The sequence below is a fragment of the Clostridium senegalense genome (assembly GCF_018916625.1).
GTDB classification, from domain to species: Bacteria; Bacillota; Clostridia; order Clostridiales; family Clostridiaceae; genus Clostridium_J; species Clostridium_J senegalense.
In genome coordinates, this window is record NZ_JAHLNC010000008.1 from 32,537 (window position 1) to 51,730 (window position 19,194).

Consider the following 19,194-nt stretch of genomic DNA (forward strand, 5'->3'; position numbering starts at 1 on the left):
CCTAAAAATATTATTCTATTTGTATTGATTTTAGTTTAAAATATAATATTTGTCAATAATTTTCAAAAACTTTTTTAAATTATTCTTCACTTTCCTTATCTTCTACATATTCTAGTATATCTCCTGGAGTGCAATCTAAAGCCTTGCATATTGCCTCTAATGTTGAAAATCTGATAGCTTTTGCCTTGTTAGTTTTTAATATAGATAAATTAGCATTAGTTATATTAATTTCTTCTGCTAAATCTTTTAATGAAACTTTTCTTTTAGCCATCATAACATCTAAATTAACTATTATAGCCATATTCTTCTCCTTATATTGTTAAATCATTTTCCTCCTTAATTCTCTTTCCTTCTTTAAATACATGTGATAAATATATATTTGTTAAACCTATTATAAGAAATATAACTGATGTTGTTTTTAAAGCAACAATATCAAAACCGCTTTCATTAAAAAGATTACTTATTTCTTCTATCATAGATAAAAATATCATACCATATCCTAATTTTTTAAAATTATTACTATTTTTTATTGAAAATATTGTATAAATATTACATTCTACTATTTCAGCTAAATTGTAGGCTAAAAAAGCATAATCACCAGCTTGTAAAACATATAAAACAAGACATCCCATTTCACCTGTATATTTAATAGTTCCTAAATTAACAAGAATACCTACTGTCCAAAATAATGTAAATATAGTCATAAAATAAAATGCACTGCGTAAAATAAATAAAACATATTTTTGACTCTTTATTTCCTTCATTTCTACCCCTCACAAACCTCAATTTTATATTGTTAAATCATTTTCTTCCTTAATTCTCTTTCCTTCTTTAAAAACATATGATAAATATATATTGGTTAAACCTATTATAAAAAATATAATTGATGGTGCTTTTAATGACCTGTTTCCATATGATAAAATATGAAAATGACCCCCTGTAGAAAAATTAAGTATTCCTTCTATTATTGATAAAAATATCATACCATATCCTAATTTTTTAAAATTATTACCATTTTCCACTGAAAATATTGTATAAATATCACATTTTACTATCTTTATCAAAGCATAAGATAAAAAAGCATAATTTACCATCATTAAAATTCGTAAAATAATTTTAATAGCATCATTATCATGAGCAGATAAGTACTTAAAATTTTTAACTGTAAACACTATTGTTAAACAACTTATAGTAAAAAATGCAATATATAAAATAAATAATACACATTTTTGACTTTTTATTTTTTTCTTCATTATATCCACCTCATAAACCTCAATTTTATATTATTGAATCATTTTCTTCCTTAATTCTTTTTCCTTCTTTAAAAACATGTGCTAAATATATATTTGTTAAACCTATTATAAAAAAAACAATTGCTGCTGGTTTTATTGCTATTCCATTAAATTCAATGTATGTTTGTGCTGAAATATTTGTTATTTCTTCAGCTAAAGCTAACACTATCATACCATAACCTAATTTTTTAAAATTCTTTACATTATTCACCGAAAAAATTCCATTTAAATTACAATTTACTATCTTTATTAATATATAAGATAAAAAAGTATAATTAAATAAAATTATAATAAAAAATAATATGTCCATTTTTTCACTTATAAGGATAGGATCACCTATCATCCTTATAAACTCTACTATCATCATTATTGTCATTATTGCCATACTAAAACAAACTAAAGATAATAATGCTACAATGCATCCTCGAATTTTTATTTCTTTCATAACTTTTCCCCTCCATGAATTCCCTTTAACTTTATTTTACCACATATTATTTCTTTTTCAATAATAAATTATTGAAAAACAATAATTTATTATTGAAAAAGAAATAAAAGAGTTATCTAAAATAAAATTTTAGATAACTCTTTTATAAGATTTTATATCTCTTTAATTACTAATTTTGATTTTCCTGTATTTTGACTCACTTGCAAATGTTCTACAAATCGTATATTATATTTGACATTTTCTAAGTTTTTTTCTTTTAAAAAAGCATGTAGTTGATATTCTAATTCTTCCTTCTTTAATTGTCTATTACCTATACTTTCATAAATGCACCTTAATTCAAAATAATTTAAACTTTTTTGTACAAATTGATATTTACTTATACCTCTTACATTTAAATCATCTAAAAATAAGGGATGAAGAAAATCCCTTTTCCCTCTTTCATTAACAAACCACATAATTTCTTCATTTCTCCCCATTATCTTTCTTATATAAGTATAAGGAAGATCCCCATCTCCCTCCTTATTAAATCCATAAACTACATCACTTAATCTATATCTAATAAGTGGAAAAGCTTTATTATAAAGTGGAGTTATAATAAGGTGATTCTCATCATCTATCTCTACATAATTTAAATCATCATAAAGATACATTCTTTTTTCATTATTACTTCTAGCACCTATAAAAATAGACTCAGTACATCCATAGTAATCTATTATATCTGCTCCAAAAACCTTTTTATATATTTCAATACATTCTCTTGTTAGTGGCTCCCCTCCTGTAATTATCTTTTTAGGTGTTATATTTATTTTTCCTTGTTCTTTTAATTCTGCTACAAGATTTAAACAGGATGGATAACCTGATAAATAATTAGGATTATAGTTTCTTATTAAATCTATCCATTGATTTAAAGGTTTTTGAGCATTTATTATACGACTTTTACATTTATATTCCTCCATACCAAACAAAGCAAGAGCAGTACATGCATACCCTCCTCCAACAGGAGCTATATACAAGTTTTTTAAAGGTATATCAGATAACCCTAACTTTACATTTCCACCTCTCATAGTCAATCTTATAAAGTTAGCCGACAACATTATAAGTGCTCTTTTATCATATATAAAATTTGTAGGAATACCTGTGGTACCAGAAGTATGCACAATGTATCTATCTTTAATTCTTAATAATAATTTTTCACTAGCTAAAATTTTATCAATTTCTTTCTTATCAATCTTTTTTACAGATATATCATAAAAATTTTCCCTAATTTGTTGTTTTGTAATTATTGGTATATCTTTTATTAAAATATCATCAAGATCCTTATACATTATTCCTTTTGATAAATATAATTTTTTATAAAAATCACTATTTTTATAAGCATATTTTAATATTTTTCTAAAATTTTCTTCACTATATCTTAAAATTTCTTCTCTAGATAAACTATTATGCTTATATAGTTCTCTTCCATGTTTAGCTAAATCTACTAGCATAAAATTCACTCCCACTAATGTAATAAAACGTTAACTTATAAGTCTGCTTTAACTCATTGATATAAATTTTTCAGATACAAAAGCGTATACAAACTTGAATATAATTCAAATTACATTAAAATATCTAAAATTAAATTCAAGCTTTTTTTACTATAGGATTCCAAGTTAAGTTCTAAAATTATTCATTTATCAAATGAGAAAACTCAAATTAATATTTTATCAATAACTAACAGATTATTTTAGTTAAAAGTTAAGAGTGAATAATTCTTAACTAAATATATTTGCACTTATTTTTCTCAACTGATAACAAAAATTTGATGAATAAATTTAAATTGGAGCTTGTTTCCCTATATTAATTAAATTTTTAATTATATTATTATTATATAAATCTTGTAATAATCTGTTAAATTTATTTCATTAGCAATATAAAATAAACATGAGCTTTTTTTTAAAATTTTAAGTATATATTATAAAATTTTGAATTCTAAATTATTATTTTTTAATAATTTTCAAATCTAAATACTAACTTATCATTTTTTAGAGTATTTTCAAAACTCTCCTGAAAATTTCCTAATGTATAGTTATTAAGTGTTTTTCGCCAAAATGCTTGTCCTTTTTTATTTGATTCTGTAGGATTTGTAAAAAGTCCCCATTTTCCATGAAACTTATCAAAAACTTGTTTTGCTGCTTTTTCTCCTACTTTTTTATTACGATATGGTCTTAACACAAAAAATTCATAAACATAATAGTCTAATTCTTTAGGTATATATTTTCCTCTACCTACTAAAACAAATCCTGCTGGTTTACCATCTGCATAAATTATAAATGGAAATAATAATTCTGGTTCTTTAAACCATAAATCTTGAATATGATATTGTTCTTCCAAAGTTTTTACAGGTTCTTCTTCATAAATTCCATACTCATTTGGAACATTTCCATAAATTTCTGATAAATCATATAAATATAGTGGATATAAATTTCTTATAATATTGCCATTATTATTGTCTACTAAAATTAAATTAATTTCCATGATGTTCACCTTATCCTTTATATATTATGTAAAATTCTTCTCTACTTTTATCTTATTCCTTTATTTTCATATTTTTTGTTGAAATTTGCTCTATAACCTGTAACAAAAAAGTGAACTTTTCCATATTCATTCATATTTTTTTCATATGTATATTGTTTCTATAATTACTTTAAAATATATTTTAATTTATATAAAAATGGTTTGTGTATTCAAACTTAAACAGATAATATACTTGTATTAGAATTTCTCAAATTAATTAACTAAATAATAGTTTTAAATTACCATTTTGAATTTCTTAAATAATTTAAAACATTAATTTATAAACAAAATATATCCACTGCTCAATTAATTAATTGAGCAGTGGATATATTGTTTAATCTCTTCACCTCTCACTGTAAAGCCTTGGCCTTTTGAACAAAATATAGATGATGATGTATATTCACCATCACTATTTTTATTATAATTAATTTTTTTAATTACTTCTTCACTATTATGGCAAACATCATATCCATCAAATGCAAGACTTATTCTACCTCTTCCCTTTGTATAGGAAATAAATTCTTTTGGATAGTTCATAAAAGTAGCTACTGGTATTCTTCCTGTTATTATGTTACTTTCTATAGAAGTACTTTTTAATTGAAAATTACCATTTAACTTTTGAACATCTGATATAACTCTTCCAGTATGCTCTAAACTTATTTCTATTTTAAATCTATAATATGGTTCTAACAATATGCAACGAGCATCTTCTAATGCATATCTTAATGCTCTAAGTGTAGCTTCTCTAAAATCTCCACCAGAAGTATGTTTATTGTGTGCTCGCCCTGTTAATAAAGTAACTTTTAAATCTGTTATTTCCGATCCTGTTAATATTCCTTTATGCTTTTTTTCATATATATGTGTCTTTACTAAATTCTGATTTCCCATAGTTAAATCATCTGCATGGCAAGCATTTTCAAATTCTATTCCACTACCCCTTTCACCTTTTTCTATCTTTAAATGTATTTCTGCATAATGACCTAAAGGTTCAAAGTGACCATATCCTATAGCTGTTGATTCTATGGTTTCCTTATATAAAATTTCACAATCACCAAATTCAACTTCTATATTAAATCGTTCTTTTAAAACGTCTTTTAATATTTCTAGTTGTATATATCCCATAATATGAGTTTGTATTTCTTTTAACTTTTCATTATACACTATCATTAAATTAGGGTCTTCACATTCTAAAATCCTAAAATATTTTAAAACTTCTCTTTCATCCAAACTTTTATCATATATTACTTTAGAAGTTAAAGTAGGAATCATTTTAAAATTTGTTTTCTTTAAAACTTCCCCTACTCCATCACCAGGCAGTAACCCTTTTGGACCTACAACTGCAAAGATTTCACCAGCTACAACCTTATCTACGGTTTTAAATTTTTCACCGTTGTAAATTCTTATTTGATTTACCTTTTCATAAATTTTATCATTATCTGCATTTATATATTTAAGTTCATCTTTTATTTTTAAACTTCCTTGTAATGCTTTTATATAGGTTATTTTGGTTCCATCATCATCATGCCTAACTTTGTATACTCTACCAGCAAAATCTTTATCCACTAAAAACTCACTATATGTTAGAATATCTATGTTTTCCATAAATTCTTTAATCCCCTTATTATAAAGTGCTGAACCAGACATACAGGGATGAATATTACATTTTTTTGTTTCATCTTTTATAAAATTAACCCATAAATTTTTTTCATAATTATCTTCTAAGTATAATTCTAATAAATTCTCATCCTTTGCTCCTATCTCTTCAATAAGTTCACAGTCCAACGGTTCTTTTAATGAATTATTAAGGTAAATAACTTCTCCACCACAAACTTCCCTAATTTTATTTATTACTTTTAAAACATTTGCACCATCTCTATCTTCTTTATTAATAAAAAAGAAAGTGGGAACTTTATACTGTTTAAGTAGTTCACATACCGTTTCTGTATGACCTTGAACACCTTCTACTGCACTTACTATTACCACAGCATAATCCATAACTTGAACTGCCCTTTCCATTTCTGTAGAAAAATCTACATGCCCTGGAGTGTCTACTAAATAATAAGTAGAATCATTATAATAAAATGTAGCTTCATTTGAGAATACTGTTATTCCTCTTTTTTTCTCAATGTTATTATTATCTAAAAAAGAATTTTTATGATCAACTCTTCCTCTTTCTTTAATTACTTTTGTATTATATAATAATTGCTCACAAAAAGTTGTCTTTCCTGCATCAACATGCGCTAATATTCCAATTGTCTTATACATAATTTTTACCCCTAATAAACTTTTTTTATTGCCAATTTATTATATCATAATCCTTTATTTTATATTTATACTTCATACAATACAACAAATTACTTATTTATTGATGCTATATATATTTTTCTCTTTGTATCACTTGCCACTAAAGATATTAGTATTTATTAGCTACAGTATATTTTATTACTATTATTACTATAAAAAAATAATGAACCAGCCTACTTAAATTTCAGGTGATTCATTTTATTTTTTCTATAGGCTTATTTCCATCTTCTACTGCTATTTTAGTTCCAGCTATAAAGCAAACTCCAAAATCAGCTTTGCTAGCATTATTAATGAACTTGCTACTTGCGCTAGCCTCAGTACTAATACCTTTACTAATTAATGTTTCTGCTTCATTATAAATTTTATTACTAAAACTAACACTACCGCTTTTTGATATATTGTTAGCTACTGCTAACTTTGGTACTTGTTGTGGTATATTAATTATGTCTTAGGGATAAAATAATTCAAACTATCTATTGATAACATGATGAACACACTATTAATTTAAGCTTTTATAATAAAATTATTACAATATAATATCACCAAAATTAATAAATAAAGTATATTAACTGTTTCTATTCCTTATTTAAGATTATAATATTTTATTAACTTTTGAACCTTTTCTAATGCCTCATTAGAATCTACTAATATATCTGGATGAAATCCATTAAATTCAAAATCATTACTACATGGTTGAAGGTATAAGCCACTTCCTAATCTAACTGTTATTGATGAGTTTTTAAGTTTATAATAATATGCATTACGAGTTATATTAGCACCAAGTGTATTTGTTCCAACTAATATTACATTATCCATATTCATAAGACATTCAATGAAATACTCTCCTGAAGAAGCAATTGCTTTATCAATTAATACAAATACTAATTTATCATTTGGTATTCTAGATAATGATGTAGGGGTTGCTGAATATGCATTTGAAATATAGTTACCATTGTATTTTTCGAATTCTTTTATCATATTGTTAGATACACCTGTGCAAGCCCCTCTAATCTCTACAAACCCATCAGAATAACTTTGAATCCAACTAGTACCAGCAGTTACAAATCCACCTTTATTTCCACGAAGATCTAATATTGACACTGGATATTTTTTCATTTCAAAGCCTGTACCTGGGAAATCAAATTGGCTGTCATCTTCTTCACTAGATGCATACATAGATCCTAATTTAGCAATAGGAACATTGTCTTCTATTGAATATTCAAAAGGAATATTCTCTTTTTGAAAATCAAAGGGTAACATATTTAAAACTATACTTTCACTAAAATCTTCTTTATTATTTAAATAAACAACATCTGTATTAATAGTTGATGAAACTTCTTCTTGTAAAATAGCTATGCTATATACCAATTTTCCATCATTATTAATTGTATACTTCATATATTTATCTATATTGCTATCTTTATTTATCGCTTTTATATAATAATGTTTTTTATCTACAATTTTATAATATCCATTAGCATCTTTAAAAAACTCATCTTTGTTATATATATAATATATTTGATGTCTAGTGAAAAATGGATTTTTATTAGCTAATGCAAAATGGCAATCTTTTATGAAATTCAAATTATTTAATAATAAATTTGAAAAATCATCAGCTTTAATTGATTGTTGTCCATTTAAAACATCCATTATATTTTCTTTAGCTTCATTAAATACAGTATCACCACCAAAATATCCATAAGCTCCATAACCATATCTAAAAAACTTAAATAAACTATCTACATCTTCTTTAGCTTCATCATAAGTTATTACCTTTTTTTCATTATAAATTATATCAGGATTTAGAATTAAATTTTTATCAAAAAAAAGTTTTTGATACTCTACAAATTCTCTAGTTTCTTCAGGGGTAAATTTATATTCATCACCTAAATGCCAATTTATATACTCATCCTTTATAGAAGATGCATTTTTAAATAATTCATCCCTAGATAAATTAATACCTTCTACAAATTTGTTAAAATTCTCTTTTTTATTAACTTCTGAATTCTTTTTAATTAAGTATACTGAAAATATAATTGACAATATTAAAATTGGAGTTAATGTCTTAATTAACTTTTTTTTCATCACACTAATCCTTTCTAAAAGAATATTATTACATTTTATGAAAAACAATCTGAAAAATTCTAATTAATATAAAACTTATAATTTTTCTATATGTATATATTCATCTAAGCTTACTTTCATAATTCAATATACAAAATTAAACCCCTTCCAAATTTATGTATTTAATTTTTTTAATCTTATAAAAAACAAAAATCTCTAATAAATAAAAATTTATTAGAGACCCTTATTCTATATGGTTACAAGTATCTGCATAGATTTAACCCAATCTATTTCAATAAAATATTTTTTTTAAAATTTTACAAATTATTTTAGTTAAAAGTTAAGAGTTAATAGTGAACAGTTGTGGTTATTACTATTCACTTCGTTCCTAGTAATTCTCAACGTATCTTTTTATAAATTTGTAAAGTAAATTATATTGATAGATTTTTTAAAATCATTTTCAGAAAGTGGTTGTCACTTTCATACTAAATTCATAATTCATAATTCTTAACTAACTATATTTGCACTTATTTTTCTCAACTGATAACAAAAATTTGATGAATAAATTTAAATGGTCGCTTGTTTCCCTATATTGATAAAAACATTATATAGCTTATAATAACACCTAAAGCACTTCCAATTATAATATATTTATTTGTTTTTTCTTTTTTACTTTTAAGTATAACAATCATTAATATGGTACTTATCATTCCAAAAAACAGTAAATTTTTACTTTGCTTATCACCAAAGTTATAAATAGAACCTTTTATATATAAAACGTCTACTACAAATAATATTAAGAAATTAAACAAGTTACTTCCAACTATATTACCAACTGTTACATTGAAATTACCCATTCTAACTAATGATATACTTGAACTTACCTCTGGTAGAGATGTAGCAATTCCTAGTAATAATGCACCTACTAAACTAGCTGACATATTAAGTCTTACTGATATTATATCTGTTACATATGTTATTGATATACTAGCTATAACAAGCCCTATACTTGTAAATATAAATCTTATTATTATTTGTTTTAATGTTAAACTACATTCTTCTTCAGTAACAGTATCATTAGCTATTTCTTCAAAAGCCATATCTTTTTCACTATTATCATTAATCATAGATTTTACACCTAATACATATATAATTAATATAAATATTGAAGTACAACTTACAGTTAAGATGTTCAAATCTAATATCTTATACATATTTAAAATAATTATTATGTAAATAATTAGAGTATATACTGCAGTATGTTTATGACTAATAGATACCTTTGATTTTTTAAAAGTGCTGAATGAAAACAGTATTAGTATTGAGAGAGTTGTAAGATTAAATATATTACTTCCAAGTATATTTCCTAACGCAAGTCCAGAGTTATCAAAAAACATTGTAGCTGATATACTTGTTAATAATTCTGGCAAAGAAGTAACTGCAGATAATAATACTCCACCTATAAATGCACCAGAAAGATTAGTAGTTTTATCTATTAAATCTACATAATATGCTGCTTTAATAGATAATAAAACTACCAATGTAGCTACAACAAAATAAATTAAATAAATCATGAATATTTCATCCCCTTAAAAACTTTTTATAATATAGAGTTCCAAGTTGACTTTTAAAATTGCTCCCTTTAAAACTTGGATACCCAAAAAGTGATACATGGTCTAAATCATTTTAAATTCAAACTTCATATCAAAATCCTATATTAAACTTCTTTTTATCTAACAAATAATTATAACATACTGTTTTATTTTATATAAACATAAAAATAAAGCTATGAATTAAATTTTATAATTTAATTCATAGCTTTTAATTTTATTTTTAAATTATTATGAAGCTTCTACTTCTTCAAATTGGCTGTTATATAATCCTGCATAGAATCCGTTTGCTTTTAATAATTCCTCATGATTTCCTTGTTCTACTATATCTCCATCTTTCATTACAAGAATTAAATCTGCATCACGTATTGTTGATAATCTATGTGCGATTATAAAGCTAGTTCTTCCTTCCATAAGGTTTTCCATAGCCTTTTGAATTAATACTTCTGTACGAGTATCTACTGAACTTGTGGCCTCGTCTAGTATTAATATTTTAGGGTCTGCAATTATTGCTCTTGCAATTGTTAATAATTGTTTTTGACCTTGAGAAATATTATTTGCTTCCTCATTTATAACCATATCATATCCGTCAGGTAATGTTTTTATAAAGTGATTTGCATGTGCTAGTTTAGCTGCTTCTATAACTTTATCATCACTAGCATCTAAATTACCATAACGTATATTTTCCATTAATGATCCACTAAATAACCAAGTGTCTTGAAGTACCATACCAAATATTTTACGTAAATCATTACGCTTAAATTCTTTTACATCATGACCATCTATTAATATATTACCACTATTAATATCATAAAAACGCATAAGAAGTTTAACTATTGTAGTTTTCCCTGCACCAGTTGGTCCTACTATAGCAACCTTTTGACCTGGTTTTATATCAACAGAAAAATTATTAATTATAGTTTTGTCTTCACTATATCCAAAGTTAACATTTCTAAATGAAACAGCTCCTTCTATATCTTTAGTATTACAAGATACCTTTACATCTTCTGTCTCTTCTTCTTCCTCTAAAAACTCAAAAACTCTCTCAGCTGCAGCTGCAGTTGATTGCATTACATTTGCAATTTGTGCTGTTTGAGCTATAGGTTGCATAAATGATCTTACATATTGTGTAAATGATAAAATATCTCCAACTTGAATAGTTTTCTTTATAGTTAGATAACCTCCAAGTATAGTAACCATAACATAACCTAAATTACCTATAAAAGTCATTACCGGCATCATAATACCAGATAAAAATTGAGACTTCCAAGCTGAATTATATAATTTTTCGTTTAAACCATTAAATTCATCTATTGCCTTTTTTTCGCCATTAAAAGCTTTAACTATGTTGTGTCCACTATATATTTCTTCTACCTGTCCATTAGTGTTTCCTAAATATCTTTGTTGAGATTTAAAATATTTTTGTGATTTTTTAACTATTAACCCTATAAAACCCATAGATAATGGTATTATTATTAAACTTGCAATAGTCATTTTAACGCTTATAGAAAGCATCATTATCAATACACCTATCATTGTGGTAACTGCTGTTATCATTTGTGATAGAATTTGATTTAAGTTTTGACTTATTGCATCAACATCATTTGTAACCCTAGATAATACTTCACCATTAGTATTTTTATCATAATATTTAAGTGGCATTTTATTTATTTTCTCTGATATTTTTTTTCTTAAATTATAAGAAACCTTTTGAGATATGTCTGATGTAATAAATGTTTGTATAAATGAAAACAATGCACTTATAATATATAACCCTACTAAGATTAATAGTATTCTTTGAATTTTATCAAAATCTATACCATTTACACCGTTGCTACTAATTTTTCTTACTAAACCTTCAAATATTTCTGTAGTTGCTGTACCTAAAACTTTAGGTCCAATTATTGAAAATGCAGAACTTCCTATTGCAAAAATTATTACAACTACCATAGCTAATCTAAAAGGCTTTAAATAACTAAGCAGCTTTTTCATTGTTCCTTTAAAATCTTTGGCTTTTTCTCCACCAGCAGCCATTCCTCCCATAGGACCACCGCCCATGGATGCTTTGCCTTTATTTTGCTTTCCATTACTCATGAGTTAATTCCTCCTTTGTAAGTTGGGATGCAGCTATTTGTTTGTACACCTCACAGTTTTCTAACAATTCATCATGTGTACCTATTCCTACCATTTTTCCTTCATCTAAAACTATTATTTGTTCAGCATTAATAATTGTACTTATTCTTTGAGCAACTATAATAACTGTACTTTCTTTTGTTTCAGATTTTAATTCTTTACGAAGTATAGCATCTGTTTTTAAATCTAATGCTGAAAAACTATCATCAAATATGTATACTTGAGGTTTTTTAGCAATGGCACGGGCTATTGATAATCTTTGTTTTTGTCCACCAGAAACGTTACTTCCACCTTGTGCTATATGAGATTCAAAACCTTCTTCTTTTTTACTTATAAATTCCGTAGCCTGTGCAATCTTACACGCCTTTTCTACTTCTTCTTTTGTTGCATTTTCAGCTCCATACTTTATATTACTTTCAATAGTTCCAGAAAATAATATTCCTTTTTGAGGAACATATCCTATTTTTTTTCTAAGCTCTCCTTGTTTGATGTCTCTTATATCTACGCCATCAAGTAAAATCTCTCCACCTGTGATATCATAAAAACGAGGAATTAAATTTATAAGTGTTGACTTACCACTTCCTGTACTTCCTATAATAGCAGTAGTTTTACCTGGTTCTGCAACAAAATTTATGTTGCTTAAAACATTATCTTCAGCATTTGGATATTTGAAAGATACATTTTTAAATTCTATATTTCCTTTATTTTTAGTTTCCTTACTTACATCAGGATCTTTTATTGAAAACTCTGTAGTTAATACTTCATCTATACGTTGTGCTGATACAGATGCACGAGGAAGTATTACTGATAACATTGAAATCATTAAGAATGCCATTATTATTTGCATTGTATATTGTATAAATGCCATCATATCTCCAACTTGTATTTCAGCTGCATTAATTTTATTTGCTGCAACCCAAACTATAAGTATAGTTATAAGATTCATTATAAGCATCATAAGCGGCATCATCATAGTCATTATACGATTTACAAAAGTATTAGTTTTTCTTAACTCTGTATTGGTTTCATCAAATCTTTTTTCTTCTGTCTTTTGATTACTGAACGCACGAATAACTAACATTCCTGTAAGCATTTCACGAGTTACAAGATTTAATTTATCAACAAGTTTTTGAACCTTCTTAAATCTAGGTACTGCTAAACCAAATAATACAAGCACTACTGATATAATAGCTAATACTGCAACACCAATAATCCAAGCCATGGATGTATCAGTATTTAAAACTTTTATAACTCCACCAATTGCAAGTATAGGTGCATAAAATACCATTCTTATAAGCATTACTGTAACTGTTTGTATCTGTTGTATATCATTAGTACTACGAGTTATAAGTGATGCTGTGGAGAATTTATCAAATTCTGCATTTGAAAAACCTACCACTTTTTCAAATACTTGTCCACGCAGATTACGACCCATACCTGCAGCTATTTTGGCTGCTATAAATCCTACTGCAACTGTAGCTACCATGCTTAATAATGCTATTGAAAGCATTTTAGCTCCAGAAGAAAACACATAATTAGTTTGCATTTTATCTGTATCTATTCCTATTTTATTATATTCATCCTTTATAAAATAAATAGATGCCTGAGTATACATATTTTCGTCTATCTCTGCAATTTTCTCATCCATTTGAGTTTTTAAATTAGAAAATTGTTCTTTAGGTATACTATTAATTAATGTATCTACATCCATATCTTTTGGTACATTAGGAATGCTTTCATTTTTAATAGCCATTTCTAAAGCAGAAATGCTCATAATAGATTTTGACATTATTGTATTTAATGAATCTATTGTATCCTCATCTTTTATATCTTTTAATTCATATACTGATTCATCTTTTAAAATTGGATATTTATTTATATATTTATCATATTCATTTTTATCAAGATTCTCTTTACTTAACAATTCATAATTGTCTAATACTATTTTTTTATCTGCATCATTCATAAATAATGTTAAATTATTTAATTGACTTTCACGAATTGATTTTGGAATAGCATTTTCAATTCCTCCTTGTTGAATTCCTACATTTACGATCTTTGATGTATAATCTGGTAACGAAAGATCACAAACTGCTTGAAGTGTCAATAATAAAATAACTGCCACTATTGACATAAAAAATGGCTTTAAGTACTTTACAATTTTAAACATAAATCTTCCCCTTTCTTTTAAATCGTTCTTATATGTAATTTAAAACTTACTAATTATAAATATAAGTTCATTTTCAAATAACAGCTTAACTATAACTAACAAAATTTTATTATTTGTCACCACCTTTATAGTATTGATTATTTTATAATTATTATTTATATCTATGATTTTTTTTAATTTTGGTATATAATAATTATAGTTTTAAATAGTTATGTTTTTTAATAGTTATATTTTTTAACTATTATTTTCTAAGTATATATCTCATAAAAAAGAAAGTCAATAAAATTTTTATATTTTTTCGATTGTATAAATATGTAAGATTAATTAAAATAGGGTATAATGTTAAAGGGAGGAATTTTTAATGAATAATAATAAAAATCTAAAATTAATTGCTAAGGATTTTTTAACTATAGTACCATTATTTCAAAAAAAGCTTGTAAAAAGAAATTGTAACTTTTCTCAAGATAATTTAAATCATTCTCATTTTCAAGTAATGGCTACTTTAAAATTCTATGGTAAGCAGCCTATTTCTGACGTTAGTAAAAGACTTTTTATATCTATGCCTAATATGACCAAACTTCTAAATAAGCTTATTGAAAAAGAAATGGTTGTTAGACTTCCTGATGATAAAGATAGACGAATAATCAATATAGAATTAACACCACAAGGTGAAAAATATCTTGATGAAAAATATAATGAAGTATTAGATACTTTAACAAGTAAATTTTCTACATTATCAGAAGATCAAATAGACAAGTTAGCATTATCTATACATAATTTAAAGGAAGTTCTTACAGCAATAAGCTCTGAGGATTAATTTAAGCTTATACTTCTTAAATAAATTATAATAAAAAATTGCAGAGTTCATTTTATAATCTTTTATCTTATAAAATGAATTCTGCAATTTTTTTAATTCAATATAATTCCGAACTTTTTAATAACATGTTATCTTATATCTAAGTAACCATATCCATTATTTGTTATATTTCCGTTTGTAGTAAATTCTATAGGAAATTTAAAAAGTGGTCCATCAAAAACAAAAGTGTGATATTCTCCGTTTTCTCCACAAGGATCCGCACCTGTGCCTTTTATTTTCCCAACTAAATCTTTAGTTAAAATCTTTCCTAAATAATTCTCATCCAAATATTCTAATTTAACATTCTTCAAAACTGCTTTAAACCCAGTTTCTATAAATTCATAGGTTATTTCTTCCCTGTTACCTTGCCATAATGGGAAAACAGCTTCCATACCAACCTTTTCGCATCTTTCACTACACCACTGTCTATGTTGCTCAATATCTATATCCCCAAAAACACAAGTAGTTACGCCTTGTTCTTTTGCTTTTTTTAATGCATTCTCAAAAGTTGCTTCGTACTGATTTCCTTTACACTTTACTAACATTAATGGAATATTCATTGATTCCGAAACTTTTTCTAGCATTGGTTCTGGAATTCCATGAAACCAACTTCTATTTAGACTCTCATCAACTGTAACTAATAACCCACTTGGAATATGGCCTTGATTAACCATTTTATAAAGGGCTAATGTACTATCTTTTCCACAACTATATGACATAATAAATTTCTTTTTCATAATGCTTCTCCTACTTCCATTTCTCTAAAGCTTTAACCATAAATTCTTTTATATTCAGTCCATAAACCTCTTTAAGTCTTTCCTCTTCTAATACATCACTACAACTACCTTTAGCTATAATATGTCCTTCTTTAATCATTATTACTTCTTCGCTAAACATCTGAACTAAATTTAAATCATGCAATACACCTATTACCGTTTTATTCTTTTCTTTAGTCCATTTATTTATATGTCCTAATATTTCTATTTGAGATTTTAAATCTAAGTGATTTGTTGGTTCATCAAGTAAAATTATATCTGGATCCTGAGCAAAAGCTCTTGCTAAATATACTCTTTGAAGTTGGCCACCAGATAACTCTGTTATCATTTTATCCTTTAAATCTAATAACCCTACATTTTCTATACAGCTTAAAACTAATTCTTCATCATCTTTTGAAAGCTTAGAAAATATTCCATCAAAATGTGCATATCTTCCTAAAGCTACTGTTTCAAAAACTGTATAAGGAAAATAAATTTCAGATGTTTGTGTCATAAAAGCAATTTTTTTTGCAAGTTCTTTTCGTTTTATTGTCTTTAATTCTTCTCCATCTATATTTATTTCACCTTTATACTCTATAAGATTTGCTATTGCCTTTAACATAGTAGTTTTTCCGCATCCATTAGGCCCTACTATCGATAAATTTTGCCCTCTTTTTACTTCTATAGATATATCTTTAACTATATCAAAACCATTGTAACCACAATATAAATTTTTTATTTTCAGCATATTATCACCTATTTCTTTTATTAAAGTATAAATATCCAAAAAACGGCGCTCCTATAAGTGCTGTAATTGCACCTACTGGCAATTCTGATGGCGATACTACTGTTCTTGCAATTAAATCTGTAATTACCATTAATGAACCACCAACCACTATACACATTGGAATTACTATTTTGTGATTAGATCCAAATATTTTTCTTACCATATGTGGTGTTATTAAATCAATAAAACCAATTACACCACTTAACGCCACTGCAGTTCCTGTTAATATTGCAGTAGCTACAAATAATAATTTTTTTACTTTTTCAGTTTCAACACCTACTGATTTTGCCTGTTCTTCTCCAAAACTTAAAATATCCATTTCTCTACAATATCTTAAAACAATTGCCATTCCTATTATAAAAAACGGAATGCCTGCTGTAACATATGACCATCCTTTCATTGCAAAAGAACCCATTTGCCAAAGCGTTATTGTTTTTATATCTTCACTAAAAAATGATGAAATTGTTGTTAAAAGAGCATTTGTAAATAATGAAAATACTATACCTGCTAAAATTATAGTGCTATTTGATAAACCTTTATCTACCTTGCTTGCAAAGGCAATTACTAAAAATACTGTTATTATACCAGATAAAAATCCTATAAACGGTAATGCTAAATTGCCTATAAACGGTATTGAAATATGTAAAACTATGTATATTCCTACACCTAAAGAAGCTCCTGATGAAACCCCCAAAGTATAAGGAGATGCTAATGGATTTTTTAAAACTGATTGAACTACTGCACCACTTACTGCCAATGCTGAACCTACTAAAAATGCTAAAATCACTCTTGGAAGCCTAATAACCCAAATTATTGATACATCTTTAGGCTGTATCCCTGGTTGTAGTGGTATATTAAATAATTTATTTCCAATTATTGAAACAATATCACTTATACCAATATGGGAACTTCCTATAGAAGTTCCCATACAGATTACCAAAAATACTATTGGAACAGCCAATATTAGTAATAATTTTTTATTTTTCATATTTGTCTGGATATATAGCTTTAGCCATTTCTTTTAAAGCTTTTACTATATTTTGGCTTCCACGTGATGATGCGTTTTGATTTATTAAATAAACTTGTTTATTCTTAACTGCATTAACATTTTCCCAACCTGGACGTTTTAAAATTCCCTCTACTGCATTTGGAATATATTCTTCATTTGTTAATATAACATCTGGATTAGCTGAAATTACATTTTCTTCACTAGGTGCAATCCAGCTATTTTCTTTAACAAAAATATTTTCTCCACCTACTATTTGAATCATTTCATTTAAGAATGTATTATTTCCAAAACTGTATAATCCTGATGCTGATCCTATTTCAAAATAAACTTTTTTCTTATCTGTAATTGATTCTCCTACTTTTTTTATTTTATCTATTTCACTTTTCATGTCGTCAACAATTTTTTTTCCTTCTTCTTTAGTTCCAGTAAGTTCTGCTAAGAAATTGATATCTTCATATACTCCATCTACGCTATCACTGCTTGGTAGATATACAACAGGAATTCCTGATTCTTTTATAACTTTAAATGGATCTTCATTTCCTTCTTTATTATGACCTGAAGCTATTACAATATCTGGTTGTAGTGCTATAATTGCCTCTGCATCAGGGTTTCTAAAATCTATTTTAGTTATATCTTTTTTAATTCCTTCAACATCTGCTGAATATGTATCAACAGCTACAAGTTTATCACCTAAACCTAGTCCCATTAAAATTTCAGTATTTGATGGCGCTGTAGAAATTATTTTTTCTAATTTTTCTGGCGCTGTGAATTCGTTTCCTTCTCTGTCTTTCATAGTTGTAGTTTTGCTTGAACATCCAACTAATAAGACTAAACTCATTATTGCTGATAATAATACCAATAGAATTTTCTTTGATTTATTCATAATTTTTCCTCCAAATTATATATTTATTAATAATTTTATATTTATTATTCAAAATAAAAAAGACACACCCGTAGGTATGCCGTAATACACTAAATTATTTTACTCTTTAAATAAAATAACATAACATGTACCCTAATATTCCACCCACAGAGAACTATAGTACAATTAATAGGCAGGTCTCCCGACTTTGCTTCGTCCTCCATTTTACCTTCCCACAGTTTATACTGCAGTGGCTTATAAAACTTCGTCAGCTTCACGGTTACTGGGTCAGTTGAAGATTCTCACTTCATTCCCTATTAAGAAAAACACCTATAATATAATGATAATTTT

At 26.1% G+C, this 19,194-nt stretch carries 16 protein-coding genes and 1 riboswitch; of the genes, 1 reads left to right on the forward strand and 15 read right to left on the reverse strand.

Going from position 1 to position 19,194, the window contains the following annotated elements; translation table 11 throughout:
- Positions 1–79: 79 nt before the first annotated feature.
- The 11 genes from KQI36_RS13245 to KQI36_RS13295 form a co-directional block, all read right to left on the reverse strand.
- Complete coding sequence (locus KQI36_RS13245) at positions 80–301, reverse strand: helix-turn-helix domain-containing protein (protein ID WP_010296182.1); 222 nt, start codon at positions 299–301, stop codon at positions 80–82.
- A gap of 10 nt (positions 302–311) precedes the next feature.
- Entirely contained in the window at positions 312–764 is a 453-nt protein-coding gene (locus KQI36_RS13250) for a DUF2975 domain-containing protein (RefSeq protein WP_216451269.1), read from the reverse strand.
- 24 nt (positions 765–788) lie between these two features.
- Complete coding sequence (locus tag KQI36_RS13255; RefSeq protein WP_216451270.1) at positions 789–1,253, reverse strand: DUF2975 domain-containing protein; 465 nt, start codon at positions 1,251–1,253, stop codon at positions 789–791.
- Positions 1,254–1,278: 25 nt separating this feature from the next.
- Positions 1,279–1,737 carry a DUF2975 domain-containing protein gene (locus KQI36_RS13260; RefSeq protein WP_216451271.1) on the reverse strand — a complete coding sequence of 153 codons (459 nt, stop codon included), beginning with the start codon at positions 1,735–1,737 and terminating at the stop codon, positions 1,279–1,281.
- A gap of 152 nt (positions 1,738–1,889) precedes the next feature.
- On the reverse strand, positions 1,890–3,224 hold the full coding sequence (locus KQI36_RS13265; protein ID WP_216451272.1) for a phenylacetate--CoA ligase family protein: 1,335 nt from the start codon (positions 3,222–3,224) through the stop codon (positions 1,890–1,892).
- Positions 3,225–3,723: 499 nt separating this feature from the next.
- Positions 3,724–4,254, reverse strand: coding sequence for a GNAT family N-acetyltransferase (locus KQI36_RS13270; protein ID WP_216451273.1), 531 nt, complete (start codon positions 4,252–4,254; stop codon positions 3,724–3,726).
- A gap of 345 nt (positions 4,255–4,599) precedes the next feature.
- Entirely contained in the window at positions 4,600–6,558 is a 1,959-nt protein-coding gene (locus tag KQI36_RS13275; protein ID WP_216451274.1) for a GTP-binding protein, read from the reverse strand.
- A 621-nt stretch (positions 6,559–7,179) separates the two neighbouring features.
- Positions 7,180–8,682 carry a S41 family peptidase gene (locus KQI36_RS13280; protein WP_216451275.1) on the reverse strand — a complete coding sequence of 501 codons (1,503 nt, stop codon included), beginning with the start codon at positions 8,680–8,682 and terminating at the stop codon, positions 7,180–7,182.
- A gap of 566 nt (positions 8,683–9,248) precedes the next feature.
- Complete coding sequence (locus KQI36_RS13285; RefSeq protein ID WP_216451276.1) at positions 9,249–10,235, reverse strand: sodium:calcium antiporter; 987 nt, start codon at positions 10,233–10,235, stop codon at positions 9,249–9,251.
- 267 nt (positions 10,236–10,502) lie between these two features.
- Positions 10,503–12,365 carry an ABC transporter transmembrane domain-containing protein gene (locus KQI36_RS13290; protein WP_010296206.1) on the reverse strand — a complete coding sequence of 621 codons (1,863 nt, stop codon included), beginning with the start codon at positions 12,363–12,365 and terminating at the stop codon, positions 10,503–10,505.
- Positions 12,358–14,574 carry an ABC transporter ATP-binding protein gene (locus tag KQI36_RS13295; protein WP_216451277.1) on the reverse strand — a complete coding sequence of 739 codons (2,217 nt, stop codon included), beginning with the start codon at positions 14,572–14,574 and terminating at the stop codon, positions 12,358–12,360. Before KQI36_RS13295 ends, KQI36_RS13290 begins: the two co-directional genes overlap by 8 nt.
- A gap of 361 nt (positions 14,575–14,935) precedes the next feature.
- Here KQI36_RS13295 and KQI36_RS13300 point away from each other — a divergent pair, with 361 nt between their 5' ends.
- Positions 14,936–15,391 carry a MarR family winged helix-turn-helix transcriptional regulator gene (locus KQI36_RS13300; protein ID WP_216451278.1) on the forward strand — a complete coding sequence of 152 codons (456 nt, stop codon included), beginning with the start codon at positions 14,936–14,938 and terminating at the stop codon, positions 15,389–15,391.
- Between the two features lie 128 nt (positions 15,392–15,519).
- Here KQI36_RS13300 and KQI36_RS13305 read toward each other — a convergent pair whose 3' ends face one another.
- Genes KQI36_RS13305 through KQI36_RS13320 form a run of 4 tightly spaced genes read right to left on the reverse strand, consistent with a single transcriptional unit; the run spans position 15,520 to position 18,864 of the window.
- Entirely contained in the window at positions 15,520–16,167 is a 648-nt protein-coding gene (locus KQI36_RS13305) for a Dph6-related ATP pyrophosphatase (RefSeq protein ID WP_216451279.1), read from the reverse strand.
- A 10-nt stretch (positions 16,168–16,177) separates the two neighbouring features.
- The gene (locus KQI36_RS13310) at positions 16,178–16,933 is read right to left on the reverse strand and encodes an ABC transporter ATP-binding protein (protein WP_061996189.1); all 756 of its coding nucleotides are present in this window, start codon (positions 16,931–16,933) and stop codon (positions 16,178–16,180) included.
- A 4-nt stretch (positions 16,934–16,937) separates the two neighbouring features.
- Positions 16,938–17,960, reverse strand: coding sequence for a FecCD family ABC transporter permease (locus KQI36_RS13315; RefSeq protein ID WP_216451280.1), 1,023 nt, complete (start codon positions 17,958–17,960; stop codon positions 16,938–16,940).
- Entirely contained in the window at positions 17,950–18,864 is a 915-nt protein-coding gene (locus KQI36_RS13320; RefSeq protein WP_216451281.1) for an ABC transporter substrate-binding protein, read from the reverse strand. Before KQI36_RS13320 ends, KQI36_RS13315 begins: the two co-directional genes overlap by 11 nt.
- A 154-nt stretch (positions 18,865–19,018) precedes the next feature.
- Positions 19,019–19,192, reverse strand: a riboswitch (cobalamin riboswitch).
- Between the last annotated feature and the right edge of the window lie 2 nt (positions 19,193–19,194).